The organism is Streptomyces sp. NPDC088732, assembly GCF_044751205.1.
GTDB lineage: Bacteria > Actinomycetota > Actinomycetes > Streptomycetales > Streptomycetaceae > Actinacidiphila.
Window position 1 is genome coordinate 269,612 of record NZ_JBIVLI010000003.1, and the last position, 26,475, is coordinate 296,086.

The window sequence follows — 26,475 nt, forward strand, 5'->3', positions numbered from 1 at the left end:
AGGCACATCGTGTCCCCTGACAACACTTTCGTGGTCGTCGGCGGCGGCCTCGCCGCCGGCAAGGCGGTGGAGGCCCTCCGGCAGCACGGCCACGACGGCCGGCTCGTGGTCGTCGCCGACGAGCAGGAGAAGCCCTACATCCGGCCGCCGCTCTCCAAGGGCTACCTGCTCGGCAAGGAGGCACGCGACTCCCTCTACGTGCACCCCGACGGCTGGTACGCGGAACACGACGTCGAACTGCTCCTGGGCACCACGGCGCGCGCGCTCGACCCGGCGGCCCGGGAGGTGGAGCTCGACGGCGGACGGCGCCTGCCGTACACCAAGCTGCTGCTGGCCACCGGCTCGTCCCCGCGCCGCCTGACGGTTCCCGGAGCCGAGCAGGACAACGTGCTCTACCTGCGCCGCGTGGGTGACAGCGACCGGCTCAAGGCCGCGTTCACCCCGGGGGCCAGGATCATCGTCATCGGCGCGGGGTGGATCGGCATGGAGACCGCGGCGGCGGCCCGGCTGGCCGGCGCGGAGGTGACGGTGGTGGAGCACTCGGAGCTGCCGCTGCTCAAGGTCCTGGGCCGTGAGGCCGCGGAGGTGTTCGCCGCGCTCCACACCGAGCACGGCGTGGTGCTGCACCCCGACGCGCAGGTGGAGCGCATCACCGGGGCGGACGGCCGTGCCGACGGCGTCCGGCTCGCCGACGGCACCCACCTGCCCGCCGACGCGGTGGTCGTCGGTGTCGGCGCCGCGCCCAACGTCCGGCTCGCCGAGGAGGCCGGGCTGGACGTGCGGAACGGTGTCGTCACCGACGCGCACCTGCGGACCTCGGTGCCCGACGTGTACGCCGCGGGCGACGTCGCCAACGCGCACCACCCGTTCCTCGACCGCCACATCCGCGTCGAGCACTGGGCCAACGCGCTGAACCAGCCGGACACCGCCGCGCAGGGCATGCTCGGCAAGGACGCCGTCTACGACCGGCTGCCGTACTTCTACACCGACCAGTACGACCTCGGCATGGAGTACACCGGCTGGACCGAGCCCGGCGGCTACGACCGCGTCGTCTTCCGGGGAGACCGCGCCGCGCGGGAGTTCATCGCCTTCTGGATGTCCGGGAACCGGGTGCTGGCGGGCATGAACGTCAACGTGTGGGACGTGGTCGAGCCGATCAAGGCCCTGATCACCTCTCGCGCCGACGTCGACGCCGCGCGCCTGGCCGACCCGGACGTCCCCCTGGACAGCGTCGCTCCCTGACGTCCGCCACGTGGGCGGGGGACGGCAGCGGCCGTCCCCCGCCCACCGCGCTGCCGGCGGCGACGCCGTGTCACACCTGCCCGAAGCGCCCGGTCGTAATGAGTGACAACCAAGGCGATCGGAGCGGACCGTGGCACTCACTGAACAGCGCATCTCCACCATGGTGCTGGTGATCGGCACCGGAGGAGCGGGACTGCGGGCGGCGATCGAACTGGCCGAGGCCGGTGTCGACGTCCTCGCCGTCGGCAAACGACCCAAGGAGGACGCCCACACGGCACTCGCCGCCGGAGGCATCAACGCGGCGCTCGCCACGATGGACCCCGAGGACAGCTGGCAGCAGCACGCCGCCGACACCCTCAAGGAGAGCTATCTGCTCGCCGATCCGCGCACCGTGCGCACCGTCACCCACGGTGCCGCCCTGGGCATCGACGACCTCGAGCGGTACGGCATGGCGTTCGCCCGCGAGGAGGACGGCCGGATCTCGCAGCGCTTCTTCGGCGCGCACAAGTTCCGGCGCACCGCGTTCGCCGGGGACTACACCGGTCTGGAGATCCAGCGCACGCTGATCAGGCGCGCGGACCAGCTCGGCATACCGGTGCTCGACGGTGTCTACATCACCCGGCTCCTGGTGCACGAGGGCGCCGTCTTCGGCGCCTACGGCTTCGACGTCGCCACCGGGAAGCGCTACCTCATCCACGCCGACGCCGTCATCCTCGCGGCAGGCGGCCACACGCGCATCTGGCGGCGTACGTCCTCGCGGCGCGACGAGAACACCGGCGACTCGTTCCGCCTGGCCGTGGAGGCCGGAGCCCGCCTCCGCGACGCGGAGCTGGTGCAGTTCCACCCCTCCGGCATCATCGAACCGGAGAACGCGGCCGGAACGCTCGTCAGCGAGGCGGCGCGCGGCGAGGGCGGCATCCTCCGCAACGCGCTCGGCGAGCGCTTCATGAGCCGCTACGACCCCGAGCGCATGGAGCTGTCCACGCGCGACCGGGTGGCGCTGGCCTCCTACACGGAGATCAAGGAAGGGCGCGGCACGCCCAAGGGCGGCGTGTGGCTGGACGTCTCGCACCTGCCGCGGCAGACGATCATGACGCGGCTCCCCCGGGTCTACCAGACCCTGCTGGACCTGCAGATGCTGGACATCACCCGCGAGCCCATCGAGATCGCGCCCACCGCCCACTACTCGATGGGCGGTGTCTGGGTCCGGCCCGAGGACCACAGCACGGACGTCCGCGGCCTGTACGCCATCGGCGAGGCCTCCAGCGGCCTGCACGGCGCCAACCGGCTGGGCGGCAACAGCCTCATCGAGCTGCTGGTCTTCGGCCGTCTCACCGGACAGGCGGCCGCCGCCTACTCCCAGTCGCTGACCTCGCAGCCGCGGTCGGCGTCCGCCGTGGCGCACGCCCGGGCAGAGGTCGACGACCTCCTCGCGGCCGACGGCCACGAGAACGTCCGCGCCCTCCAGCGCGCCATCCGCAACACCATGACCGAGCACGCGGGAGTCGTCCGCGACGAACAGGGGCTGCTGACCGGGCTGGAGGAACTCACCGCGATCGAGAAGCGGATGGCGGACATCGGCGTCCACCCCGACATCGCCGGCTTCCAGGACCTGGCGCACGCCTTCGACCTCAAGGCGGCGGCGCTGGCGGCGCGGGCCACGCTCGAATCGGCGCTCGAACGCCGCGAGACCCGTGGCTGCCACAACCGCAGCGACTACCCGGACCTGGACCCCGCGTTCCAGGTGAACCTCGTCTGGTCCCCGACGACGGGGATCACCCGCGAGAGCATCCCGCCCGTCCCCGAGGAGATCTCCGCCCTGATGGAGGACGTCTCCACCGAGGGGAAGCTCGCCGAGTGACGCCCGGCTCGCGCGCATTGGCGCGCGAGCCCGCCGGGCGCCTGTCACAGGCGGGGTCCCCGCCCGGTCATTTTCTCCGTACGCACGAAACTCTCCGAGAGGAAGCTCCCATGAAGGTCGTCGTCATCGGCGGAACCGGGCTCATCGGCTCGAAGGTCGTCCGCAACCTCAGCGACCACGGGCACGAGGCCGTCGCCGCCTCGCCCAACACGGGCGTCAACACCCTGACGGGAGAGGGCGTCGCCGAGGTGCTCCAAGGCGCGCGGGTCGTCGTCGACGTCTCCAACTCGCCCTCGTTCGAGAACGAGGCCGTGATGCACTTCTTCCGCACCGGCACGACCAACCTGCTCAAGGCGGCCGCGGAGGCCGGTGCCACCCACTACGTCGCGCTCTCCATCGTCGGCACGGACCGGCTCCCGGAGAACGGCTACTTCAGCGCCAAGCTGGCCCAGGAGGAGCTGATCAAGGCGTCGGGCCTGCCGTACTCCATCGTCCACGCCACGCAGTTCTTCGAGTTCACGAACGGGATCGCGGACTCGGCCACCGAGGGCGACACGGTGCGCATCGCTCCCGTCAAGTTCCAGCCCATCCACTCCGACGACGTGGCCCTCGCCGTCGCCCGCACCGCGGCCGGCGCCCCCCTCGACGGAACGCTGGAGATCGCCGGCCCCGACGCCTTCCGGTTCGACGAGCTCATCCGGGACGCGCTCGCCGCCTCGAACGACCCCCGTACGGTCGTCGCGGACCCGCACGCCCCCTACTGGGGGTCCGAGCTGGAAGAGAGCTCGCTCGTGCCGCTCGGGAGCGCGCAGCTCGGCGCGACCCGTTTCGCCGACTGGCTGGCGCTGCAGAAGTGACGCCCGCGGATGGCCCCTGCCCGCCGGGGGGCAGGGGCCACCGCCATGCGGAGCGCGACCGGGCGCACACGACCCGGCGGCACCTGCTCGACATCTGCGCGGTGCGGCCCGAGCCGTCCCACGCCCTTTGAGGAAGATCCATACAGCCCGCGTTTGGCAGCATTTGACCGTGTTGCCCGCGGGCCGTGCTGATGCCGTGCCCTCCTGTCGACGCGCTGAGCAGCGGGATCGGGTTAGTCTGTCCGTCGTACCGGACACGGGGTGCCCCACCGAGGGCTGAGATCACACCCGTCGAACCTGAACCAGTTCGCACTGGCGGAGGGATGTCTTCCATGCCTTTGACGCATGTTTCCGACGGCCGGCAGACCGTCTTCGACGGCCGTATGCCGGCGGCAGCGGGCGATCTCCGCATCGAGGCGCACGGCATACAACCGGTCCCCGAGACCAACCGCTACGGCGGCCCGGGGCGGCTGTTCACCGTGTGGTTCGCTCCCAACCTCACCATGACCGGCGTGTTCACCGGCACCATCGGCATCGCCCTCGGGCTGGACTTCGCCACGGCGCTCGCGGCCGTCGTGCTCGGCACCGTGATCGGCGCGATCCCCACCGCGTACCTCGGCACCTGGGGAAGCCGGACCGGCGCGGGGCAGTTGCCGCTGGCTCGGCTCGCCTTCGGCCGGGCCGTCGCGCTCCCCGGCATCCTGCAGTGGCTGTCCTCGGTCGCCTGGGACGCGCTGATCGGGCTCTTCGGCGGCGACGCGCTGGCCCGGCTGTGCGGACTGCCGTTCTGGCTCGGCGTCCTGGTGATGATGCTCGCCCAGGGCGCTCTCGGCGTCCTCGGCTACGAGGCCATCCACCGGCTCCAGATCGTCATGACCTTCGTGCTCGCCGCCGCGTTCGCGCTGATCGCCTGGAGGCTGCTCGACGGCGTCCACCCCGCGGCCACGGGCTCCGCCCACGGCGCCGACCGGGGCGGCGCGTTCGTCCTGACCAGCACCATCGCGCTGAGTCTCGCGCTGTCCTGGGCCCCCTACGCCAGCGACTTCAGCCGCTACCTGCCGCGCACCACCTCCCGCCCGCGCATGTTCTGGTTCACCACCGCGGGCCTGGTGGTGTCCTTCGTGGCCGTCCAGGCGCTCGGGCTGTGGGGCGCGTCGGTGCTGACCGACCAGACCGCTGCCGGGGTGGCCGATCTGCTGGGAGGCGGGGCGGTGGGCGCGTTCGGGCTGCTCGCCGTGGCGTTGGCGGCCCTGTGCAGCAACGCCATGAACGACTACAGCGGATCGCTCGCCCTCCAGACCGCCGGCGTGCGCATACCGCGCCCGGCGGCGGCCGCCTTGGCCGCCGCCCTCGGCTTCCCCCTGGTGCTGTGGATGCACGCCGCCGACACCACGGCCCGCTTCCAGAACGTCCTTCTGTTCGTGGGCTACTGGATCCCGGGGTTCGTGGCGATCGTCGTCGTCGACTGGCTGGCCCGGGCACGGGCGCGGGGCGGCGAGGAGATCGACCTCGCCGCCGAGACCGGCCGTCCGCAGCCCGGGCTGCCGGCCGTGCTCGCGTTCGCCGCCGCCTTCGCCGCGGCCGTTCCGTTCATGGACACCAGCCTGTACGTCGGCCCGGTGGCGGACGCCCTGCACGGCGCCGACCTCTCGTACTACGTGGCGTTCCTGGTGGCCCTCGCCGTGTACGCGCCGCTGCGGCTGCGCCACCGCGCGCGGGCCTGAGCCGCCGCACCCCCGTCCATCCCCCGAAGGAGCGACCCCATGGCCCCGTCGTCCGCCGACCACATCGCCTTCGCCGCGCAGGCGCTCACCCGCGTCCGGGAGCAGTCCCCGCTGGTCCAGTGCCTGACCAACGCGGTGGTGACGGGCTTCACCGCCAATGTCCTGCTGGCGCTGGGCGCATCGCCCGCCATGGCCGACATCCCCGGAGAGGCAGGACCGTTCGCCGGGATCGCCTCGGGGGTCCTGATCAACCTCGGCACCCCGCACGCCGAGCAGCGCGCCGCCATGACCGAGGCCGCGCGGGCGGCGGCCTCGGCCGGCACCCCGTGGGTGCTCGACCCGGTGGCCGTCGGCGCGCTGCCGGTGCGTACGGCGCTGGCGCGTGAACTCCTGGAGCTGCGGCCGACGATCGTACGGGGCAACGCCTCGGAGATCATCGCGCTGGCGGGCGCGGGCGGCGGCGGCCGCGGGGTGGACTCCTCCGACGGTGTCGAGGCCGCGGAGGAGCCGGCGCGGCGCCTGGCCGCCGCGACCGGCGGCGTGGTCGCCGTCTCGGGGCCGGTGGACCTCGTCACCGACGGCGTGCGCACGGTCCGCGTCGCCAACGGCGACGCCCTGCTGACCCGTGTGACCGGCGGCGGCTGTGCGCTGGGCGCCGTGATGGCGGCCTTCGCCGGGGTGGGCGAGGACCCGTTCGCCTCGACGGTGGCGGCGGTCACCGCGTACACGGTCGCCGCCGAGCCGGCCGCGAAGGCCGCCTCGGGGCCCGGCAGCTTCGCCGTGGAATTCCTGGACGCGCTCGCCGCGCTGCGGGAGTCCGACATCGTGGAGCGGGCGGCGCTGTCGTGACGCCGGCGCCGGTCGACCTGTCGGTCTACCTGGTCACGGACGCTGCCCAGTGCGCGGCTCGTGGCCGCGGTGTGGCCGAGACCGTCGCCGCCGCGGTGGCGGGGGGCGTCACCGCGGTGCAGATCCGCGAGAAGCACGCGGACGGCGGGGACTTCCTGCGGACGGTCACGGAGGTGGCGGCGGTCCTTCCGAAGCGCGTGGCGCTGATCGTCAACGACCGGGTGGACGTGTTCCTGGCCGCCCGCCTCGCGGGCGTGCGGGTGACGGGCGTCCACATCGGCCAGTCGGACCTGCCGCCGGACGCGGTCCGACGGCTCATCGGGGAGCACGCGGTCCTGGGTCTCAGCGCCGCCACCCCCGGCGAGTTGCGCGCCGCGGCACAGGATCCGGCGGGTGTCGACCACGTCGGCATCGGCGCGCTCCACGCGACCCGCACCAAGGCGGACGCCCCACCCTCGCTCGGCCTCGACGGCTTCGCCCGCCTCGCCCGGCTCAGCCCGCTGCCCGCGGTGGCCATCGGCGGCGTGACCCCGGCGGACCTGCCGGGGCTGCGTGCGGCCGGGGCGGCGGGGGCGGCGGTCGTGTCCGGCATCTGCGCGGCCGAGGACCCGCTCGCCTCGGCCCGCGCCTACGCCCTCGCCTGGGGCGGAGTGCCGGTCTAGCCGCTGATCTCCTCGTGCTCGTGGGCCTCGTGTACGACGGGCTTGGGGATCTGCGTGCCCTCGCCGTACAGACCCCGGCTCAGCCTGGCCCGCAGGCGCCGGGCCGGGCCGCCCGCGCCGGCGGGAATCGGGCGGTACTGCTCGTAGTCGGTCAGGGTGTGCAGCCGTTCCGGGTCGAGCGGCTCGTGGACCTCGACGTACTCGCCGTTCGGCATGCGCTTGATGACTCCGGTCTCGCGTCCGTGCAACACCTTGTCGCGGTCGCGGAGTTGGAGACCGAGCGCCCAGCGCTTCGTGACCGCGTAGACGGCGAACGGGACGACGAAGAGCCCGATCCGCACGGCCCATGTCACCGCGTTGACCGAGACGTGGAAGCGGGTGGCCAGCACGTCGTTGGCCGCACCGAGCAGGGCCACGGCGTACACGCTGATCCAGGCCGCGCCGAGCGCCGTCCGCACCGGCCGGTTCCGCGGCCGGTCGAGGAGGTGGTGGTCCCGGTCGTCGTCGGTGACCCAGGCCTCGATGAACGGGTAGGCCCCCATGACGAGGAAGAGACCGCCGCCCACCGCCAGCGGGATCAGGTTGTCCAGGGCGAGGGTGTGGCCCCATACGACGACCTCCCAGCCGGGCATGACCCGCAGGAGCCCGTCGGCCACGCCCATGTACCAGTCGGGCTGGGACCCCGCCGTGACCTGGTCGGGGCGGTACGGGCCGTACAGCCAAACGGGGTTGATCTGCGCGATCGAGGCGATGATCAGGATGATCCCGGCGACCAGGAAGAAGTAGCCGCCCGCCCGCACGGCCAGCGACTTGAAGGGGATGCCGACGACATTGCGCTCCGTGCGCCCCGGTCCCGGGAACTGCGCACGGTTGTGACGGATCGTCAGGAAGATCAGGCCGGCGAACAGCGCCGTCATGATCGCGGGCAGCACCACCACGTGGATCGTGTGGAAGCGGGCGATCAGCTCGGTCCCGGGGAACTCGCCACCGAACAGGAACACCGACAGATAGGTGCCGACGATCGGGATCGACAGGATCGTGCCGTTCACGACCATGAGGCCGGTCCCGGAGAGCAGGTCGTCCGGCAGGTCGTATCCCGTCAGCCCCTCGAACATGCCGAGCACCAGCAGCAGGAAGGAGAGCACCCAGGTGAGCTCCCGCGGCTTGCGGAAGGCGCCGGTGAAGAACATCCGCATCAGGTGCGCGAAGAGACTGGCGACGAAGATCAGCGCCGCCCAGTGGTGGGCCTGGCGGATCAGCAGTCCGCCGCGGACGTCGAAGGAGATGTGCAGGGTCGAGTTGTACGCCTCCGACACCGTCTGCCCGCGCAGCGGCGCGTAGCTCCCCTGGTACGGCACCTGCTCCATCGACGGGTGGAAGTACAGCATCAGGTACACGCCCGTGAGGACGAGCACCAGGAAGCTGTACAGGGATATCTCGCCCAGCATGAAGGACCAGTGGTCCGGGAACACCTTGCGTCTGGTCTCGCGGAAGAGCCCGCTGACCCCCAGCCGCCCCCTCGCCCATGCGGCGAAGGCGTTCCCCCTGGTATCTCGTCGCGCTGCGTCCGGCCGGCTGTCGCTGTCCATTTTCGTACCGCCATTCGTGGATCACCCATGCCGTCACCACTAGGACCGAAACAACGGCGCAAATGTGACATCGGACGACGGAGCGCGGGCGGCGCGTCACAGGATCCGGGCCTGCCCGGTCTCATGTTCAGAGCCGAAGAGTGCGAGCGAGTGCGTCGTGCACTCGTGAGCGGACCTCCTGTACTTCGACGAGGTCGAGCCTGCGGCCGCGCTGTGTGGTGCCGTGCTCGAGGGAGGATGCGGGATGGACTTTGCCGGTGAGGCGGTGTCGCTCGCCGAGTTGCTCGACGAGCGCCGGCATCTGCTGGACGTCGCGTACCGGATGGTGGGCAGCGACGGCGAGGCGGAGGGCGTCGTCGTGGAGACCTACCGCCGGTGGTACGCGCTGTCCGACACCGCACGGGCGCAGATCGCGACGCCGCGGTCCTGGCTCGCGGCGACCGCGGGCGGCATCTGCCGGGCCCGGCAGGACCTGCCCGGCCGGAGCGGGAACCCCGCCCAGGACACCGAGCGGGCGGACTTCGCGGGCGGCAACGCCTTCGGGACGGCGCCCGCCGCGGTGGCGGACGCCGTGGGGAAAGGGCGTCCGGGGTCCCTCGCGCCCGCCGCCCGCGCCTGCCGGTGGCTCCGGTCGTGGCGTGCGCGCACGGCGTCACCCGTACGCCACGACGCGCTCGTCACCGCCGTACGGGAAGCCTGCGCGGCAGAGGACGCCGGACTGCTCGCGTCCTTGCTGGCCGCAGACGCCACGGCGGTCTTCGACGGCGGCGGCAAGGTCAGGGCGCTGGTCAGGCCCGTGCACGGGAGCGAGCAGGTCGCGCGCAGCCTGCTGGTGCTCCTGGCGAGACGGCCGCGCACCACCCTGCGCGCCCAGCCCGTGAGCGGGCGGACCGGCCTCGTGGTGCGCTGCGACCACCAGGTCGCCGCGGTCATCAGTCTCGGTCTCACCGGTGACCGGGTCGGCCGCGTCGGACAAGTGTGGGTCGTCCTCAATCCCGACAAGCTCCGCCCCTGGAACGAGTCCCCCGCCTCCTGACGGCCGTGGCACGCACGACAACACGCACCTGCCGGCCGTCGGGACGGCCGGCAGATGCGTGCGCGGGAATGCCGGGCGGCGGGGCATTCAGACGGTGGTGCGGTCGCCCGCCGGGCGCTCACCGGCGCGCCGGGGATCGCTGCCCGTGACGAACTCGTCCCGCGGATGCTGCACGGAGGCCAGCGAGACGAGATCCCGGCCGAAGACGGCCGCGGTGAGCCAGACGGCGAGCACCCGGACCTTCCGCTCCCAGGTGGGCACCGCCAGCACGTGATAGCCCCGGTGCATCAGCCAGGCGAGGAGTCCCTTGATGACGATCCCCTTGTACTGGAAGATGCCCCGGCCCAGGCCGAGCGTGGCCACCACTCCGAGGCTGCTGTGCCGGTAGTCCCGGACGGTGCCGCCGCGCAGGTCGGCGAGGATGTTCTTCGCCAGGCGCCTGCCCTGCCGCACCGCGTGCTGGGCGTTGGGCACCGTCCGGGCACCCGGCACGGGCGACGCCAGGTCGGGCACGGCCGCGTCGTCCCCGGCCGCCCACACGTCGGGCAGCGGGTCGCTGTCGGTGCCCACCCGCAGGTCGGGGCGGACGACGATCAGGCCGCGCCCGTCGATCGGCAGGTCCGTGTGGTTGTGCACCACGGGGTTGGAGGCGTTGCCGGCGGTCCAGACGATCAGTCCCGAGTCGAACTCCTCCCCGGTGGACAGCACGACATGGCCGTCCTGGGCGGAGGTGAGCTGCGTGTTCAGGTGGACGCGCGCGCCGCGGCGTTCCAGGGAGCGCACGACCCAGGCGCCCGGCTTGTCGGTCACCTCGGGCAGGATGCGGTCCCGTGCCTCGACCAGGTGGAAGGACAGCTCGTCGAAGGCGAGTTCCGGGTACACCTTGAGCATCGCGGTCGCCAGGGACAGCAGTTCACCGAAGCCCTCGACCCCGGAGAACCCGCCGCCCACGACGGTGACGGTCAGCAGCTTGCGCCGCTCGGGACCCGGCGGCAGGGTCGCGGCCTGGTCGAACGCCGTCAGCAGCCGGTCGCGGATGGCCACCGCTTCCTCGACGTGCTTCAGGCCGATGGCGTGCTCCGTCAGGCCCGGTACGGGGAAGGTGCGGGTCACGGCGCCGGCGGTGACCACGAGGACGTCGTAGCGCAGCTCGAACTCGTCCCCGTTCACCGGCCGGACGGTGGCCGTCCGGTCCGCGCTGCGGATCTCGGTCACGCTCCCGGCGATCAGCCGGCTCTTGCGCAGGTGCCGGCGCAGCGACACCGCGGCGTGCCGCGCCTCGACCGAGCCGGCGGTGACCTCCGGCAGGAAGGGCTGGTAGGTCATGTACGGGCGCGGGTCGACGACCGTGATCCTCGCTTCCCCGGCCCGCACCTTCTTCTCAAGGCCCCAGGCGGTGTAAAAGCCCGCATAGCCACCACCGACGATCAGGATCTCACGCATGGTTCCCTCTGTTTTTCGGTCCGTCACCAGGAAGACCGTGCAGAGCGGCGTGATGTGACATGCGGGCACCCGTCAGGGGTTGTCGTGGGGATCGGGGCGCACTTCGATGTGGTCGGGTTCGAGGTCGAGCAGGACGCGCCGGCGGATGTCGAGCGCGGTGGTGAAGTCGCGGGGCAGCTGGAGCCGGCCGGCCCGGTCGACGGTGGCGTACTCGCGGGCGTGGGTGGTGGTGTTGCCCTCGTCGTCGACGGTCGTGCGGCGCAGGACCTCGGAGGCGGTACGGCCGTCGCGGATGGCGACGGTGCGGTCGACGGCCTGGGCGACGGCCTGGTCGTGGGTGACGATGACGACGGTCGTGCCCAGCTCCTGGTTGACGGCGCGGAAGGCGCCGAAGACCTGGTCCGCGGTGGCGGAGTCGAGCTGTCCCGTGGGCTCGTCGGCGAGGACGAGGGCGGGGTGGTTGGCCAGGGCCACGGCAATGGCGGTGCGTTGCTGCTCGCCGCCGGACATCTGCTGGGGGCGGCGGTCGGCGCAGTGGGAGACGCCGACCAGTTCGAGGAGTTCGGCGGCGCGGGCGGCGCGGGCCGCACGGCCCTTGACGCCGCCGGCCAGGCGCATGGGCAGGACGACGTTCTGCAGAGCGGTGAGGTAGGGCAGCAGGTTGCGGGACGTCTGCTGCCAGACGAAGCCGACGACTTCGCGCTGGTAGCGCAGCCGGGCCTTGCCGTCCAGGGCGAGCAGGTCGAAACCGGCGACGGTCGCCGCTCCCGCGGTGGGGGTGTCCAGTCCGGCCAGGATGTTCAGCAGGGTGGACTTGCCGGAGCCCGACGCGCCGACCAGGGCCATCAGTTCGCCGCGTGCGACCAGCAGGTCCAGGCCCTGCAGGGCCTGCACCTCGACGCCCTGGGCGGTGAAGATGCGCACCAGGCGGTCGCAGGCGATGAGGGCGTCCTGTCCGTAGGCGGGGCGCTCCAGGTGCGCCGTGGCGCGCCGTTCGAGCTCCGCCAGGGACACTCCGCCCCCCGCCGGGGTGGCGCCGGTCCGGGTGGTGCTGTCGCTCATGATCGGTCCCCGATCCGCAGTTCCGTTCCTTCGCCGCGCCGTCCGGTGGCCCATGCCTGCACTGCCAGGACCGCGCAGGCCAGCGCGATCAGCGCGGCCGACGGCAGGAGCAGTGAGGCGGGGTCGGTGCGCAGTACCGCCGCCGAGACGTCGGCGGCGGGTGTGCTGGTGCTGAAGGCCAGTGCCGTCAGGTCGACGCCCGGCCGCAGCAGCGGCACGGTGGCGACGCTGACCAGGATGCCGCCGACGGCTCCGAGCAGGACCTGCGGCAGCATCTCCAGGACGGCCAGGGTCTGCCGCTGCCGGCTGCTCATGCCCATGGTGCGCAGCCGGGCCAGCAGTGCGCGCCGCTGCGGTGCGTTGTGCAGCAACGACAGCAGCAGTGCCAGCACGGCGTAACCGGCGCCGGCCGCGACCGCCGCCAGGTACACACCGCGGGCACCGGACTGGAGCGCCGTGGTGGTCCCGTACGCGTCCCGTTCCTCGGAGCGCAGCAGGACCTGCGCTCCGGGCGCCGCGTCGCGGACGACCGAGCGCAGGGCGGCGCCGTCAACCCCGGTACCGGTGATCAGCAGTGTCGTCGCGCCGGTGTCCGCGGGGTCCGTGGCGTGATGCACCCGGCGCACGGAGGCCTCGGAGACGATGATGAACTCGCTGCCGGACGCGGCCGGTGACACGGTCTCGGTACCCACCACACGGGCCGCGACCGTGCTCATGGCGGCATTGACGGTTGCCGTGCCGTTCCCGAGTTCGCGCGCGAGTTTCGGTGACGCGACGATCGGGACCGGGCCGCGCCCGTCGTCGTGCAGCGCGTCCGGCGCGAACGGACCGCCCAGACCGATGTACCGGGTGAGTCGTGCGTAGCGCTCGGGATCCACGATGACCGTCTCGTACGTGGTGCCGGTCCCCACCATGGTCTGCCCTGTCTCGACCCGGACAGCGGCAGTGTCGCGTACGCCGGGAAGCCGCCGGACGCGGGCGTCCAGCCCCGCCGGCAGGGGGGCGTCGAAGGACTGTACCCGCGCGTCGGCGCCGACGTCCACGATCGCCGCATGATCGCGTCCCGCCGCGACGCCCGCGAGGACGGAGCCCCCGAAGGACGCCACGGTGAGCGCGACGAGGACCGCCAGCAGGGGCAGCGCCGCGGTGGAGGGGGCACGGCCCGCGCGCGCCACACCAATGTGGAGTACAGCGCTGTTCAGGCGTGCGGCGGGCCGGGCCAGGAGGCGTACGGGCAGCGGGTACACGCGCAGGAGCACCAGCGCTCCCAGCACCGCGACCAGGACGGGAGCCGCGGCCGTCAGCGCGTCCGCGCCGCCGTCCGCACTGCCCCTCACTCGCAGCGCGGCCACCGCACCGGCCACGACGACGGCGACCGTCAGCTCGGCGACGGTGCGGCGCCGGGAGGGGCGTGCCGTGACGAGGTCCTCGCGCTGTTCCAGGCGTGGCCTGCGGGCGGCGATGACGCCCCGGAGCGGCAGGCCGGCACTGGCCGTGGCCGCCACGGCCGCCGCCGCCAGGGCCGCGGGCACCCAGCGTTCGGTGGGCAGCAGGAGCAGCGCGAGTCCCAGTCCGAAGGCTGCCGACGGCACCGCGACCACCGCGCTCTCGCCGAACAGGCGCGCTGCCAGGCCCGGAAGGGCGATGCCCCGGGCGCGCAGCAGCACCAGCTCCGCCCGGCGCCGCGCGGTCTGGAGTCCGGCGGCCATCAGGAGTACGACGGCGGCGACGGTGGCCACACCGAACCCGGCGATGACGACGAGGGGCTGTGCCGCGTCACGCTCCCCCAGGAAGGGTGTCAGCAGATCGGCGAGTCCGTCCTCGTCGACAGTCAGCCCGCTCTGACCGGTCAGCGCCTGCAGCTTCGTGGCGTCCGGCCCCGAGTTGAGCGCCAGGATCCGGTCGCGGACACCGGAGACGTCGCGCGCGGCCAGGGTGTCGACGTCGGCCACGTGGTGCCAGTACGCCGCCGCGCCGTAGCGGAGACCGAGCAGGTTCGCCGTGGCGTCCGGGTCGATGAGCGCGGTGAAGTGCCAGTAGCGCTTCGGATCGTCGCCCGACCTCGCCGGAACGGCGACGAGCTTGGGCGCCCGCAGGTCGGGTTCGGCGTTCCAGAACGTGCTGCCGGGGTCCAGGGGCCGGACGACACCGGTGATCAGCAGCGACAGATCGGAGTTGGTCGTGGTGGGCAGATGGAGCCGTGCCCCGGTGGCGAGTCCCATGGTTTTCGCGGTGCGGTCGGTGATGACCCCCTCGACGACGCCGTCCTCGCCACCGGCCTTGGGCAGCCGTCCGGTGATGACCCGGGCGTGCCGCGCGAGGTCCCGCTGGGCGGTCAGCGTGGCCTGCGGGTCCCGGCTCCCGGTAGGACGCGGCAACCAGGGTTCGCTCATCGGAATCGCCTCGGCGTTGCGCACGCCGTAGACGGTCTGCTTCCAGTCCAGCGCCAGCGGTGGCCTGACCACCCGCTGGAACGCCGACTCGGTCGAGGCCAGTGAGCGCGGGGTCAGAAGTGCCTTGACGTCGTCCGACGGCCGCGACAGGTCCTGCGACACGGTGACCGTGCGGCCGGTCAGCGGGGCCTGCCGCAATGTGTCGCGCAGTGCGTCGTTCTCGTACCCGTCGACGGCGCGGGGCAGGGCGGCGGCCAGGAACGCCGTCACCAGTACCAGCGCGGCCAGTGCCACGGTCCCGCCTGGGGCGGCCCGCAGCCGGGCGCGGATCCAGGACACGTCGCCGCGACCGCGCGGGATCGTCTGTCCGGTCACGTCACTCACCTCCTTGACGGCGCAGCGCCTGAGCGGAGTCCGCCGAACGCAGCGACGTCAGCGCGACGACGATCAGCGGCAGCACGGCCACGGCGGCGAGCACTTGGACGAGCGAAGCGGTCGGCAAGTCCACCCGCACCGCGGGTACGGGCGCCTCCGCCCCGGCGGTCAGAACGATCAGCGGGACGACCAGCCGGGTCAGCAGGTCGCCGAGCACCGCCCCGACCACCACCGCGACAAGCACCAGCAGGCCCTGCTCGACAGCCACCGTCCGGGCCAGTGAACGCCGCGGGGCACCCAGTGCGGACAGGATCGCGACCTCCTGCGACCGCTCCCGCGTCGCGCCGAGCGCCGCGACGGCGAAGCCGACCGCGGCCAGCACCGCCACGGAGACCACCGCGGCGGGCAGCGCGGACAAGGGGCCCGCGCCGAGCGGGTCGCTGCGCAGTTCGGTCCGCTGCTCCTCGCGGACGAGCAGGGAGGTGATGTCGCCCCGGGCGCGCAGCGCGGACGCCACGCGCGGACCGGCAGCCGGATCGGTGGCGATCCACCACTCGCCCGGCTGCAGCCCGCCCTCGTCCTGCCCGGCCAGGGCACGGTTCACGGTCCGCAGGTCCAGCAGCAGCGCGCCGCCCCCGCCGGCGGCCGACGCGTCGCCGGTGGTGGGCAGGGCACGGACGGCACCAGTGACGCGAACGGTCGTCTTCACACCGCGCAGTTCGACGCTCACCGCGTCACCCACGTGGGCATCGACGGCCCGCAGGAACGCGTCGGTGGCCACCGCGCGCACCTCGCCCTTGAACGGCGCGCCGGCCCGGACACCCACCGTGGCGCTGTGCGAACCGTTCTCGACGGGCTCCTCCCCGGTGTCGTAGCCCAGCGTCAAGGGGCCCGGACCGGAGTGCGGCGTCTGCGCCCGGGAGTTGAGGTAGCCGTCCGCCGGCGAATCCTTGAAGTCCGGGGCGTCGATGCGGGCGTGGGCGCTCCACGTGCCGGCGCCGGACACGGGTACCGCTTTCGCGCCCCCGTCCTCGTCCACGGCGGTCAGCGCGGTGAGGGAGAGCCGGTGGTGCTCGGCCCGGCGAGGAACCGTGTAGTCGGCCTTGAGACCGCTGAGCCGCAACGGCCCGGCGGGACCGGCACCAGGGGTCCGGCCCGCCTCGGCGGCGAAGTCCGCTTCCAAGACGTGCCGCCGCCCGTCGGCGGGAAGGTCCCCCAGGACGAAGGTGTAGGGCGCGCCGTAGCGGTCGACGAAGGTCGCCGTCATCCGGTCGGTGACGGTGCTGCCGGTCACCGCGCGGCCGTGGGAGTCCAGGACCTCCAGACTCATGGCCAGCCGCAGTCGGGGCACGCGCTCCGGCAGCACGATCCCCTCGTCTCGGGCGGCCGCGTCCTGCTGGGGCCGCAGACCCGTGATCAGTTGCTTCAGGGGTTCGCCCGCGAGGTCCTCGCGCAACCGCATCACCTCTGCCGCGGCCGTGGTGTCCACGGCGAGCGCGGTCGCCTCCCGGTCCCCCGGAAGCGGTACCAGCGAACGGTTGGCGGGTGTGACGCGGCTGATGCCCGGTACGTCGTCGTACACGGCTCCTTGTCCGAAGGCGGGGGTGGACGTTCCGATCACACGGACGTCCGCGCCCACGGCGAAGTCCGCCTGGTCGTTCTGCGAACGCGTCCAGCTCGCGTTCTCCCCCACCGCGAAGATGCCGATCGACATGGCGAAGACCAGCAGCAGCGCCGGCGTGGTCCCACGTCCCGCGCGCCGGGAGAGCTGCCAGCCGGCGAGCGCCGCCCCCAGGCCGCGCACGCGGGCCGCACGCCGCTCGCCGAGGCGGGCGGCCAGTGGCAGGAGGCGTAGCGTGAGGACCGCGCCCGCCAGCAGGCACAGCGCCGGGGCGAGCACCAGGACCGGGTCGAGACCCAGGGCCCCGCCGCGGTCGACGGTGAGCACGCCCGATCCGCCGCCGCGGCGTGAGAGCTGCCAGTACCCCAGCACCGCCACCGCCAGCAGGCCGATGTCGGCACCGGCCTTCACGGCGCCGGGAAGGCCCCCCCGGCGGCCGTGATCGCCCGCCGCGCGCTCGCCCCCGTATGTGCCGGTGCGCCGCAGCGACGGAGCCAGCACGATGCAGGCGCAGGCCAGCGCCGTCAGGGCGGCCGCCCACCAAGCGGTGGACACGGGAGCCTCCAAGGGAACTCCGGCGCGGGCCAGTGCCCCGTGCGTGGCGAGCAGCCGCACGAGTGGACCGGTCAGCAGCGGCGCCAGCAGCGCGGCGGGCAGCGCGAGCAGCAGTGCCTCCGCCGCGGCGAGCCCGGCGAGGCGGCCCCGGGAACCACCGCGGGCGCGCAGCCACGCGGTCTCCGCGGAGCGTTCGATCGACAGCAGCCCGGCGACGAGCGACAGCGCGAGCCCGGCCAGCAGGCCCAGTTGCAGCGCGACGACGAGCAGCGTCGAACGGGTCACGAACAGGGACCGGTGCAACGCCTCCAGCAGATCCGGCAGTTCACTGGTGGCCACGACGTCGCCGTCCGGCGTCAGATGCCCGGACTGCGCCACGGCCTGCCGGACGCTCCGCCCGAGACCGTCCATGCTGCCGGCGGTGACGGTGCCGAAATCCGCACGTCCCTGCCAGACCTTCTCGCCCGCCCGGGCGCGGCCCTGCGCGAAGACGGCCGGGTCGACGAACATCGGCCCGTAGGTGGTGAACGACAACGTCTGCGTCCCCCGGCCGCCCAGCGGGTCCAGCAGCCAGTACGAGGACTCCGGGTCGCTGGGCCGGTACGTACCGGTGAGCCGTACCTTCAAGGTCCCGCCACCGAGCCGGTCGGTGAGCGTGACCTCGTCGCCCGGACGCAGCTTCAGCGCGGTCGCCGCAGTCTCGGGGAGTGCCACCGGAACGGGCCCCTGCGCCGGCGGCGGTCCGGGAAGCGTCCCGCCGACCACGGTCACCCGTGCCGGGTCGAGGGTGGCGAGGACCGTCAGGTCCGGATCGTCGGTATGCGGCGAGCCCGCTCGGCGCAGGCCCGGCGGCAGACCGTACGCGCTGGAGCGGGTGCTCGTGGCCACCGTCACCGGCAGCCCGTCGAACGCTCGGGCCACGGCCTTCCGTACCGCGCGGTCCGTGCCCGCGGGGTCGCCGCCGTCGGCGTCCGCGGTCACCTCGAGGAGTGTCCGGCCGGACGCCGGGTCCTGGAGCGCGCGCCGCAGTCCCGCGTCCCCCACCGAGGCGCCGAAGGCCGCGAGTGCAGCCACCGTGCACGTGGTGAGCACGATCGACAGCAGGGCGGCGCCCAGGAGCAGCCGGTGGGCGCGCAGCCGCAGCAGTAGAAACCTCGGCAACTGTCCCCAACCCTCGTTCTTCCGCAACCGCGGAAGCGACATCGGCTCCGTTCACTGCGCCGGCAGTGTGGTTGCTGCGGAGATCCGGACGGTGCAGCCACCCACTACCGCGCGAGGAGCACATGGCACCGCCGCAGTCCGTCCGAACGCGGGGTGATCTTCTCATCGGATCGCACTCTTGCCAATGACTGCCGCGGAATCCCACTGTGCCCATCATCACGTTGCGCTGTGCACGTACACCGTAGCTGGCGCCGCTCCCGCCTCCTTAGGGTGGCCGCCATGAGCAACGGAGTGTTGGATCGACAGGGGGAGCCGGCCGGGGGCGGCGCGGTTGCCGATGCCATGGTCGTCGTCGAGGACCTGGTGCGCACCTACGGGAGCGGGGACACCGCCGTGCACGCGGTGCGGGGTGTGTCCTTCAGCGTGGCGCGCGGCGAACTCGTCGCCCTGAAGGGGCGTTCGGGTTCGGGCAAGACGACGCTGCTCAATCTCATCGGGGGGCTGGACCGGCCCGACTCCGGCAGCGTCCGTGTCGACGGCACCGAGCTCGCCGGGCTGAGTGAACGCGAACTGCTCGCGCTGCGCCGGGACCGTATCGGTTTCGTCTTCCAGTCCTTCGGCCTGCTGCCGATCCTCACCGCCGCCGAGAACGTCGGCGTCCCGCTGCGGCTGCGCAAGGCCGAGCGCGCCGAGCGCGAGGAGCGCGTCAGCCTCCTTCTCACCCTCGTCGGCCTGGACGGGCACGCCGCCCAGCGGCCCGGCGAACTGTCCGGCGGCCAGCAGCAGCGGGTGGCCATCGCCCGCGCCCTGGCCAACCGCCCGGCCCTGATCATCGCCGACGAACCGACGGGCCAGCTCGACGCCGACACCGGCCGGGCCGTCATGGAACTCCTGCGCGCGGTCGTGCACAGCGAGGGCGTCACCGCCCTCGTCGCCACCCACGACCCCCAACTCCTCGCTCTCGCCGACCGCGTGATCGAACTGCGCGACGGCTCCCTCCTGGACGACGAGCCGGCCGGCGAGGACCCGTCCGCCTGATCGTGCGGCGGCAGCCCCGGTCGGGGCGCCGCACCGCCGATGCCTCACGGGCACCTGCTGTCACCATCTCCCCGCCTGTCCTGTCTTGGGTTCGTGTCCCCACTCCCCTTCTTCCGGAAGGGGGCACGTCCCCGCTCAACTGCCAGGAAGGGCAACCATGTTCCGTATGAGCGACGACGCCCCCCGCGTCCGCGTGGCCGTCATGTCCCTGACCGCGGAAGCCGAGTTCCTCGAAGTGCGCGTCCGCCATCTGCGCGAGGAGATCTCCGCCATCGACACGCGGCTCGACGCGATCAGTACCGCGCTTCGCGGCCTGCCGGCCCCGGCCCGCCCGTACGCCGGCCCCGGCACCGGTTCCCGGACCACGCATCGCCGCTGAGCCCCGGTGGTGAGGTCATGACACACCTTGGGGAACGTGTGAAATCTCTCCCCCGGAAACCGCTGTGCGCTGTCACGGACGGGCGTGCCGCCCGGTCTACCCAATAGAACGACAAACCAGACAATCCAGGCGCGTTCGGAGGGGAGTTCACCACCCCGGCGCGGCCGCCGGAATCGAGATCGAGAAGGGAGCTGAGCGGCCATGCTGCTCGAGATGACCGGACGCGATTCCCGGGAGTCCGCCACGGACAGCCCCGGCACCGGGACAGGCCCTCACGCCCCGCGCCACGCCCCCGACCACCAACGCCGCTCCCCCGCGGACCGCACCACGACCCACGCACCCGCCCCCGGTCAGGACAAGTGGCTCGTGGGCCTGGAGGCCCGGACCGCGAGCGGCCGCAGACTCTGGCTGTTCTACGTCGTCAACCAGGCATGCGATGCCGGCCACGCCGTGCACCAGGCGCTGGTCCGCGCCAACAGCGCGCCGGAGCTCGCCGCCCGGGACGGGGCGCTCATCAAGAGCGGCCGCGCGGAAGTGCACCAGATACACCGGGACCGACTGGGGCGGCTCTCCCTGGTGCGGCACATCTGACCCCGCCCGCCGACACCCGTCCACAGCCCCCGGCACCCAGCGGCCCCCGCGCCGCCGAGTGCCGGGGGCTGCCGTACTCCCGGCCCCACCGCACGCCATCACCGACAACTACATCCTCCTTGACAATTATTTTTGTCGGTCGCATCCTGGAACAGCCCCCGGGCCCCGCCCCGCACCCGTCCACGACACGGAGGAAGACCTCACATGCGCACCCTCATCAGCTCCGCCTTCATCTCGCTCGACGGCGTCGTCGAGGCCCCGGGCGGCGAACCCGGCTACCGGAACTCCGGATGGGTCTTCAAGGGCGTCGAGTTCTCCCTCGAGGCGGTCGAGCTCAAGGGCAGGGAGCAGGAGGAGGCCACCGCCGTCCTGCTGGGCCGGGTCAGCTACGAGGCGTTCAGCCCCGTGTGGCCGGGCATGGCGGAGTTCGCGCGCTACAACGCGCTGCCGAAGTACGTCGTCTCCACGACCCTGGCCGAGGACAGGCTCGCCACCGACTGGGGCGAGACCACGATCCTGCGCTCCCTGGACGAGGTCGCCGCGCTCAAGGAGACCGACGGCGGCCCGATCATCGTCCACGGCAGCGCCTCGCTGAACCACGGCCTCTCGGACGCGGGCCTGATCGACCGCTACCACCTGCTCGTCTTCCCGCTGCTCCTCGGCGCCGGCAAGCGCCTGTTCAGCACCGCGGACATGGACACGCGCAAGCTGAAGCCGGTCGAGCACGAGGTCTACGGCAACGGCGTGCAGAAGCAGGTCTTCGACGTCGTCCGCTGACGGCGGCCCCGGTCCCCGCGGTGTGGTGGCCGTCACGGGACAGTCCGTCCCTGGTTGCCGCTCACGCGCCCCTGTTCCCTGGGGCATATGAACGACTCGACCCCACCCCCCTTCCCCGCCCCCGCCCACTGGATCGACGGACGTGCCGTGCCCGCGGACGGCCCGTACCTCGACGTGGTCAACCCCGCCACCGGCACCGTCGTCGCGAAGGTCCCGCAGGGCACCCCCGAGGACGTCGACCGCGCGGTGGAGGCGGCCGCGGCGGCCTTCCCCGGCTGGGCGGCCACGGCGCCCGCGGAACGCGCCGCCGTGCTCAAGCGCGTGGCGGAGGGCATGCAGGCGCGCACGGAGGAGATCGCCACGACGATCACGGCCGAGATCGGCGTGCCGATCTCGTTCTCGCGCATGGCGCAGGCCGCGTTCCCGGTCCTCTCGACCACCGCGAGCATCTCCGTGGCAGAGGACTTCGCGTGGACGGAGGAGGTCGCCAACTCCCTGATCGTGCGCGAGCCGATCGGTGTCGTGGGCGCCATCACCCCCTGGAACTTCCCGCTCCAGCAACTGGTCACCAAGGTGGTCCCCGCGCTGCTGGCGGGCAACAGCGTGGTGCTCAAACCCTCCGAGATCGCGCCGCTGACGGCCATGGTCTTCGCGGAGATCGCCGCCGGGTCCGGCCTTCCGCCGGGTGTGCTGAACGTCGTGCACGGCACGGGACCGGTCGTCGGTGAGGCCATCGCCGCGCACAGCGATGTCGACATGGTGTCCTTCACCGGCTCGACGGCCGCCGGCAAGCGCGTGTCGGCCGTCGCCTCCGGAACCGTCAAGCGCGTCGCCCTGGAACTCGGCGGCAAGTCCGCCCACATCATCCTCCGGGACGCCGACGTCGAGGCCGCCGTCCTGCGCGGCCTCGGCTACGCCTGGAGCAACGCCGGGCAGGCGTGCGGCGCCTGGACGCGCATGCTGGTACCGGCCGAACGGCACGACGAGGTGGCCGGCATGCTGCGCGAGGCCGCCGCCGCGTACACCGTGGGCGACCCCGCCGACGAGGCGACCCGGATCGGCCCGCTGGCCTCCGAACGCCAGCGGCAGCGCGTGGACGCCTACATCAAGCGGGGCATCGCCGACGGCGCCACGCTGGTGTACGGCGGCCCGGGGCGCCCGGAGGGCCTGACGACCGGTGCGTACGTCCGGCCGACCGTCTTCGGGAACGTCGACCCGGACTCGGTCGTCGCGCAGGAGGAGATCTTCGGCCCGGTCCTCGTCCTCATCCCGTACACCGACGACGACCACGCCGTGGCGATCGCGAACGGCACCGTCTACGGCCTCAACGCCTCGGTCGCGGGCGAGCCCGGGCACGCCCTGGCCGTCGCCCGCCGGCTCCGCGCGGGCCAGGTCGACGTCAACGGGGCCCAGCACAACTTCCTGGCGCCCTTCGGCGGTTACAAGCAGTCGGGCAACGGCCGGGAGATGGGCCGGGCCGGACTGGAGGAGTTCCTGGAGACCAAGGCCATCACCCGCTGACCGCCGAGCGGTTCCCGCCCCGCACCGCGCTGCCGCACATCGCGGTGCGGGGCCGTCCTCGTTCGGTACGCGGGGGTGATGGGCCCGGCAGGGAACTTAGGCTAGCCTTCCCTCATGGCGAAGATCCCGCGGCTCCCACCGAAGAACCCCCGGCTGTTCCGCGCCGCGGTGGTCCGCACCGAGCGGGTCTCCCCCTCCATCCACCGCGTGACCGCCACCGGTCCGGACCTCGCCGAGTTCCCGTGGCTGGGCTACGACCACTGGTTCCGCCTCTTCATCACACTGCCCCACCAATCCGCCCTGCGGCTGCCGGAGTTCACCGGCGCCCGGTGGTGGTTCCCCTACCTGGCCATCCCCGAGGCCGAACGGCCGCACTGCGCCAACTACACCGTGGCCGGCCACCGCCCCGAGGCCGCCGAGATGGACATCGACTTCGTCGTCCACCGCCTCCCGACCGGCGAGATCGAGGGCCGTGCCGCGATATGGGCCTGCGCGGCCCGTCCCGGCGACGAACTGGCCGTGCTGGACCAGGGGATCACGTTCGACTGCCCGCCCGACGCCTCTGAAGTCATCGTGGTGGCCGACGAGAGCGGCCTGCCCGCCGTCACCGGGATCCTGCGCTCGCTCCCCCGTGACACCGTCGGCCGGCTCATCCAGGAAATCCCCACCGAAGCCGACCGCCGCGACCTCGACGCCCCCGCCGCCATGACCCTCACCTGGGTCGTCCGCGACGCAGGCGCCGTCCCCGGTCAGGCCGCGCTCGGCGAACTCCGCCGGCACACCACCGTCGACACCCACGCCTACGCCTTCGTCGTCGGCGAATCCGGCCTCTCCACCAAGGGCCGCAGGCACCTCCACCGCGCCGGCCTCCCCAAGGACCGCATCACCTTCACCGGCTTCTGGAAGCACGAGGCGCCCCGCCCCGCCTGACGGCCCGCCGAACGTCACGTCGCCGCACGCCAGTTGGCCCATCGTTCACAAGGCACACGTCTGCCGGTCCCCACCCGTTCGGTCCCCGTCGGAAGTCTCACTCCGCCCTGTCAGAACGACCCCAGGACGGACTTCGTGATCGCATCACGTACGCCCCGGCGACGCCGCGACCTGCGCCGCCTCCTCGTTGCCCTCGCCGGCCCGGCGATGGTGGCCGGGACACTGGTCGCCTCCCCGGCCCACGCGGCCGCGGCCGACGACATCCGGATCAACGAAGTCGTGACCACCGGAGACGTGAACGACTCGATCGAGCTGTACAACAAGGGCACCGGCACCGTCGACATCTCGGGCTGGATCCTCAAGGACGACAACAAGAGCTCGAAGTACAAGATCGCGTCCGGGACCATGCTGGCCCCCGGCGGGTTCCGGGCCTTCGACGTGCACGACGCGTTCGGCCTGGGCTCCGACGACCAGGCGCGCCTCTACCTCGCCGACGGCAGCACCCTGGTCGACAGCTTCAGCTGGGACGACCACTCCGATCCGTCCTGGTCGCGCTGCCCCGACGGCACCGGCGCCTTCGGCGAGGCCGAACTGACCCTCGGCGCCGCGAACGACTGCGGCACCGGCGGGGGCGGCGGCACCTCCCCGGTGGCCTGGCCCGGCAGCGGCACGGTCGCGACCGCCGACGCCTCGAACGTCTTCGGTTCGGACCTCAGCGGCCTCTACCAGGAGGGGGGCGTGATGTGGGGAGCCCAGAACTCCGGGAAGCTGTGGCGGCTGCTCCCGAACGGCTCCGGCGGCTGGAAGCCCGACACCGCGAACGGCTGGACCTCCGGCAAGACGCTCCGCTTCCCGGGCGGCTCCGGCAGCCCCGACAGCGAGGGTGTCACGGTCACCGGCGCGGGCTCCGCGGGCGGCGTGTTCGTCGCGAGCGAGCGCAACGGCGACTCCTCCGGCACGAGCCGGCTGTCCGTCCTCCGGTACGACGTCAGCGGCACCGCCACCACGCTGACCGCCACCAAGGAGTGGAACCTCACCTCCGGTCTGCCCTCCGTCGGCTCCAACCTCGGCTTCGAGGCGGTCACCTGGGTCCCGGACGCGACGTTGACCGCGGCCGGCTTCAAGGACGAGTCGACCGGCGCGGCCTACGACCCGAACCACTACGCCGCGCACTCGGGCGGCGTGTTCTTCGTCGGCGTCGAGGGCACCGGCATGATCTACGGCTACGTCCTCCAGGACGCGGGCACCTTCACCCGCGTGGCGTCCGTCAGCAGCGGGATGGCCGGCGTCATGGACCTGCAGTGGGAGCCGCAGGCCTCCCGCCTGTGGGTCGTCTGCGACGACACCTGCTCCGGCCAGCACCGGACCATGCGCGTGAACACGTCCGGGGTCCTCGCCACCACGGCGGTCTACAACCGGCCCAGCGGCATGGCCGACATCAACAACGAGGGCTTCTCGGTGGCCCCGGCCGGTGAGTGCGTCTCCGGTTCCAAGCCCGTCTACTGGGCCGACGACAGCAACACCAGCGGTCACGCCCTCCGCAGGGGCACCATCACCTGCTGACGGCCGCTCAACACAGCGCAGGATCGCGGGCCCTGTCCACCCCGGACGGGGCCCGCCCGCCCCGCGTCGCGCGCGGGTACGTCACGGGCAGCCGCGGGCCCGGAGATCGGCCGAGCGGGTTCACCTGCCCAGTGAGGCCACATACGCGGCCAGTTTGGCCGGGGTCACCACCCACAGGACGCGTTCGATGCCCTGCACGGACACATCGGCGGTCACCAGGGCCACCACAGCTCCATCCGTCGAGACAAGGGCGGCCGGCCGGCCGTTCGCCTCGACCCAGCGGATGTCGGTACCGGGCCAGAACCGCGGGGCATACGCGACAAAGGTCTTGGCAACGTGCTGACGTCCGACGATCGGAATCCTGGATGCGCCCCGCGCCCCGCTGCCGTCGGCGTAGCTGACCACATCGGCCGCGAGAACCTCCTCGAGCGCGGCCATGTCGCCACTCCGCGCGGCCGTGATGAACGCCTTGAGCAGTCGCTGGTGAGCACCGGAACTGACCGGTTCCCTGCGTTCCGCCGTCAGATACTTCCTGGAGCGGCTGACCAGTTGGCGTGCATTGCTTTCGCTCGTCTCCAGGATGCCTGCGATCTCCTTGTAGGGATAATCGAAGGCTTCCCTCAGGACGTAGGCAGCCCTTTCCACGGGGTTCAGCTTCTCCAGGAGGAAGAGAACCGCCAGATCGAGCACCTCGGCCCGTTCGGCACCCAACTGCGGATCCGAACTGGTGTCAACAGGCTCGGGAAGCCAAGGCCCCACGTATGACTCACGCCGCATCCTCGCGGACTGGGCCGCGTTGATCGCCAGGCGCGTGGTGACCGTGGTGAGGAACGCCGCCGGATTCTGGATATCGGCGTGATCGACGGTCTGCCAGCGCAGCCAGGAGTCCTGGACAATGTCTTCAGCCTCCACGCAACTGCCGAGCACGCGGTACGCGATTCCGAACAGCTGGGGACGCAACGCCTCGAATTCCTTGGTCGCCCGTTCAGTCGCCTGTTCAAGGGGGTTTGCGTCACTACCGGCACACATCGGTGGCCTCCACCTTCGAATCACCCTGCTCCTGACCGTCACCGCCGTACGCGCGCCCGTGATGTGCGGAGCGCCCGCCCCCCACCTTTCAAGCATCTCCGTCCGGGCCTTTTCGTCGACCGCGCAGCCCGCCGATTTGTGACATCGGGAGCAGACGAGAACTCTCAGCGAGCGTGGAGCGACACAGCGCGCCTGGACGTGTCATGTGGGTGGCAGG

20 protein-coding genes and 1 riboswitch are annotated in these 26,475 nt (G+C 72.5%); of the genes, 14 read left to right on the top strand and 6 right to left on the bottom strand.

Going from position 1 to position 26,475, the window contains the following annotated elements:
* Positions 1 to 9: 9 nt before the first annotated feature.
* The 6 genes from ACIP9H_RS06740 to thiE all read left to right on the top strand — a co-directional run bounded on the left by ACIP9H_RS06740 (position 10) and on the right by thiE (position 7,195).
* Positions 10 to 1,242, top strand: coding sequence for an NAD(P)/FAD-dependent oxidoreductase (locus tag ACIP9H_RS06740; protein ID WP_401957903.1), 1,233 nt, complete (start codon positions 10 to 12; stop codon positions 1,240 to 1,242).
* Between the two features lie 160 nt (positions 1,243 to 1,402).
* Positions 1,403 to 3,103 carry an L-aspartate oxidase gene (locus ACIP9H_RS06745; RefSeq protein ID WP_401582388.1) on the top strand — a complete coding sequence of 567 codons (1,701 nt, stop codon included), beginning with the start codon at positions 1,403 to 1,405 and terminating at the stop codon, positions 3,101 to 3,103.
* Between the two features lie 110 nt (positions 3,104 to 3,213).
* Positions 3,214 to 3,960 carry an SDR family oxidoreductase gene (locus ACIP9H_RS06750; RefSeq protein ID WP_401581877.1) on the top strand — a complete coding sequence of 249 codons (747 nt, stop codon included), beginning with the start codon at positions 3,214 to 3,216 and terminating at the stop codon, positions 3,958 to 3,960.
* Positions 3,961 to 4,207: 247 nt separating this feature from the next.
* Positions 4,208 to 4,301, top strand: a riboswitch (TPP riboswitch).
* Positions 4,293 to 5,684 (top strand): purine-cytosine permease family protein, encoded by a 1,392-nt coding sequence (locus ACIP9H_RS06755; RefSeq protein ID WP_401581880.1) that lies wholly within the window; start codon positions 4,293 to 4,295, stop codon positions 5,682 to 5,684. (Overlaps the previous riboswitch by 9 nt.)
* A gap of 39 nt (positions 5,685 to 5,723) precedes the next feature.
* Positions 5,724 to 6,533 (top strand): hydroxyethylthiazole kinase, encoded by an 810-nt coding sequence (gene thiM / locus ACIP9H_RS06760; RefSeq protein WP_401581882.1) that lies wholly within the window; start codon positions 5,724 to 5,726, stop codon positions 6,531 to 6,533.
* Positions 6,530 to 7,195, top strand: coding sequence for a thiamine phosphate synthase (gene thiE / locus ACIP9H_RS06765; protein ID WP_401581885.1), 666 nt, complete (start codon positions 6,530 to 6,532; stop codon positions 7,193 to 7,195). The genes thiM and thiE overlap by 4 nt, the downstream gene beginning before the upstream one ends.
* On the opposite strand, the gene ACIP9H_RS06770 is transcribed toward thiE, so the two are convergent.
* Positions 7,192 to 8,784, bottom strand: coding sequence for a cytochrome bc complex cytochrome b subunit (locus ACIP9H_RS06770; protein WP_401957909.1), 1,593 nt, complete (start codon positions 8,782 to 8,784; stop codon positions 7,192 to 7,194). The two genes, thiE and ACIP9H_RS06770, sit on opposite strands and share 4 nt — an antisense overlap.
* Before the next feature lie 244 nt (positions 8,785 to 9,028).
* Between ACIP9H_RS06770 and ACIP9H_RS06775 the strand changes: the two genes are divergently transcribed.
* The gene (locus ACIP9H_RS06775) at positions 9,029 to 9,820 is read left to right on the top strand and encodes an RNA polymerase subunit sigma (RefSeq protein ID WP_401957911.1); all 792 of its coding nucleotides are present in this window, start codon (positions 9,029 to 9,031) and stop codon (positions 9,818 to 9,820) included.
* Positions 9,821 to 9,907: 87 nt separating this feature from the next.
* On the opposite strand, the gene ACIP9H_RS06780 is transcribed toward ACIP9H_RS06775, so the two are convergent.
* From ACIP9H_RS06780 to ACIP9H_RS06795, 4 genes are all read right to left on the bottom strand, one after another.
* Positions 9,908 to 11,263: an NAD(P)/FAD-dependent oxidoreductase gene (locus ACIP9H_RS06780; RefSeq protein WP_401581893.1), complete on the bottom strand. Its 1,356-nt coding sequence runs from the start codon at positions 11,261 to 11,263 to the stop codon at positions 9,908 to 9,910.
* A 72-nt stretch (positions 11,264 to 11,335) separates the two neighbouring features.
* Positions 11,336 to 12,325: an ABC transporter ATP-binding protein gene (locus tag ACIP9H_RS06785; protein ID WP_401581895.1), complete on the bottom strand. Its 990-nt coding sequence runs from the start codon at positions 12,323 to 12,325 to the stop codon at positions 11,336 to 11,338.
* A complete protein-coding gene (locus tag ACIP9H_RS06790; protein ID WP_401957914.1) occupies positions 12,322 to 15,093 on the bottom strand; it encodes an FtsX-like permease family protein in 2,772 nt (923 codons plus the stop codon). The genes ACIP9H_RS06785 and ACIP9H_RS06790 overlap by 4 nt, the downstream gene beginning before the upstream one ends.
* A 1-nt stretch (position 15,094) precedes the next feature.
* Positions 15,095 to 18,430: an FtsX-like permease family protein gene (locus tag ACIP9H_RS06795; RefSeq protein ID WP_401957916.1), complete on the bottom strand. Its 3,336-nt coding sequence runs from the start codon at positions 18,428 to 18,430 to the stop codon at positions 15,095 to 15,097.
* Positions 18,431 to 18,772: 342 nt separating this feature from the next.
* Between ACIP9H_RS06795 and ACIP9H_RS06800 the strand changes: the two genes are divergently transcribed.
* From ACIP9H_RS06800 to ACIP9H_RS06830, 7 genes are all read left to right on the top strand, one after another.
* Positions 18,773 to 19,468, top strand: a complete 696-nt coding sequence (locus ACIP9H_RS06800) for an ABC transporter ATP-binding protein (protein WP_401582390.1) — start codon at positions 18,773 to 18,775, stop codon at positions 19,466 to 19,468.
* Positions 19,469 to 19,634: 166 nt separating this feature from the next.
* Positions 19,635 to 19,847 carry a hypothetical protein gene (locus ACIP9H_RS06805; RefSeq protein WP_401957918.1) on the top strand — a complete coding sequence of 71 codons (213 nt, stop codon included), beginning with the start codon at positions 19,635 to 19,637 and terminating at the stop codon, positions 19,845 to 19,847.
* Between the two features lie 213 nt (positions 19,848 to 20,060).
* Positions 20,061 to 20,438 (top strand): hypothetical protein, encoded by a 378-nt coding sequence (locus ACIP9H_RS06810; RefSeq protein ID WP_401957921.1) that lies wholly within the window; start codon positions 20,061 to 20,063, stop codon positions 20,436 to 20,438.
* A gap of 204 nt (positions 20,439 to 20,642) precedes the next feature.
* Entirely contained in the window at positions 20,643 to 21,215 is a 573-nt protein-coding gene (locus tag ACIP9H_RS06815; protein ID WP_401581907.1) for a dihydrofolate reductase family protein, read from the top strand.
* Positions 21,216 to 21,302: 87 nt separating this feature from the next.
* A complete protein-coding gene (locus ACIP9H_RS06820; RefSeq protein ID WP_401581910.1) occupies positions 21,303 to 22,736 on the top strand; it encodes an aldehyde dehydrogenase family protein in 1,434 nt (477 codons plus the stop codon).
* 114 nt (positions 22,737 to 22,850) lie between these two features.
* Positions 22,851 to 23,666: a siderophore-interacting protein gene (locus ACIP9H_RS06825; RefSeq protein WP_401581913.1), complete on the top strand. Its 816-nt coding sequence runs from the start codon at positions 22,851 to 22,853 to the stop codon at positions 23,664 to 23,666.
* Between the two features lie 207 nt (positions 23,667 to 23,873).
* Entirely contained in the window at positions 23,874 to 25,229 is a 1,356-nt protein-coding gene (locus tag ACIP9H_RS06830) for a lamin tail domain-containing protein (RefSeq protein WP_401582392.1), read from the top strand.
* Between the two features lie 120 nt (positions 25,230 to 25,349).
* Here the strand turns inward: ACIP9H_RS06830 and ACIP9H_RS06835 are convergent, their stop codons facing one another.
* Complete coding sequence (locus tag ACIP9H_RS06835; RefSeq protein WP_401581916.1) at positions 25,350 to 26,258, bottom strand: RNA polymerase sigma-70 factor; 909 nt, start codon at positions 26,256 to 26,258, stop codon at positions 25,350 to 25,352.
* Between the last annotated feature and the right edge of the window lie 217 nt (positions 26,259 to 26,475).

What these genes read in the sequence shown, in the direction of transcription:
- thiM (WP_401581882.1), top strand. Translation starts at nt 5,724, where the DNA reads ATGGCCCCGTCGTCCGCCGACCACATCGCCTTCGCCGCGCAGGCGCTC.
- ACIP9H_RS06815 (WP_401581907.1), top strand. Translation starts at nt 20,643, where the DNA reads ATGCGCACCCTCATCAGCTCCGCCTTCATCTCGCTCGACGGCGTCGTC.
- ACIP9H_RS06835 (WP_401581916.1), bottom strand. Translation starts at nt 26,258, where the DNA reads ATGTGTGCCGGTAGTGACGCAAACCCCCTTGAACAGGCGACTGAACGG.
- ACIP9H_RS06785 (WP_401581895.1), bottom strand. Translation starts at nt 12,325, where the DNA reads ATGAGCGACAGCACCACCCGGACCGGCGCCACCCCGGCGGGGGGCGGA.
- ACIP9H_RS06810 (WP_401957921.1), top strand. Translation starts at nt 20,061, where the DNA reads ATGACCGGACGCGATTCCCGGGAGTCCGCCACGGACAGCCCCGGCACC.
- ACIP9H_RS06780 (WP_401581893.1), bottom strand. Translation starts at nt 11,263, where the DNA reads ATGCGTGAGATCCTGATCGTCGGTGGTGGCTATGCGGGCTTTTACACC.
- ACIP9H_RS06750 (WP_401581877.1), top strand. Translation starts at nt 3,214, where the DNA reads ATGAAGGTCGTCGTCATCGGCGGAACCGGGCTCATCGGCTCGAAGGTC.
- ACIP9H_RS06775 (WP_401957911.1), top strand. Translation starts at nt 9,029, where the DNA reads ATGGACTTTGCCGGTGAGGCGGTGTCGCTCGCCGAGTTGCTCGACGAG.
- ACIP9H_RS06800 (WP_401582390.1), top strand. Translation starts at nt 18,773, where the DNA reads ATGGTCGTCGTCGAGGACCTGGTGCGCACCTACGGGAGCGGGGACACC.
- ACIP9H_RS06745 (WP_401582388.1), top strand. Translation starts at nt 1,403, where the DNA reads ATGGTGCTGGTGATCGGCACCGGAGGAGCGGGACTGCGGGCGGCGATC.
- ACIP9H_RS06825 (WP_401581913.1), top strand. Translation starts at nt 22,851, where the DNA reads ATGGCGAAGATCCCGCGGCTCCCACCGAAGAACCCCCGGCTGTTCCGC.
- ACIP9H_RS06830 (WP_401582392.1), top strand. Translation starts at nt 23,874, where the DNA reads ATGGTGGCCGGGACACTGGTCGCCTCCCCGGCCCACGCGGCCGCGGCC.
- ACIP9H_RS06820 (WP_401581910.1), top strand. Translation starts at nt 21,303, where the DNA reads ATGAACGACTCGACCCCACCCCCCTTCCCCGCCCCCGCCCACTGGATC.
- ACIP9H_RS06770 (WP_401957909.1), bottom strand. Translation starts at nt 8,784, where the DNA reads ATGGACAGCGACAGCCGGCCGGACGCAGCGCGACGAGATACCAGGGGG.
- ACIP9H_RS06805 (WP_401957918.1), top strand. Translation starts at nt 19,635, where the DNA reads ATGAGCGACGACGCCCCCCGCGTCCGCGTGGCCGTCATGTCCCTGACC.
- ACIP9H_RS06755 (WP_401581880.1), top strand. Translation starts at nt 4,293, where the DNA reads ATGCCTTTGACGCATGTTTCCGACGGCCGGCAGACCGTCTTCGACGGC.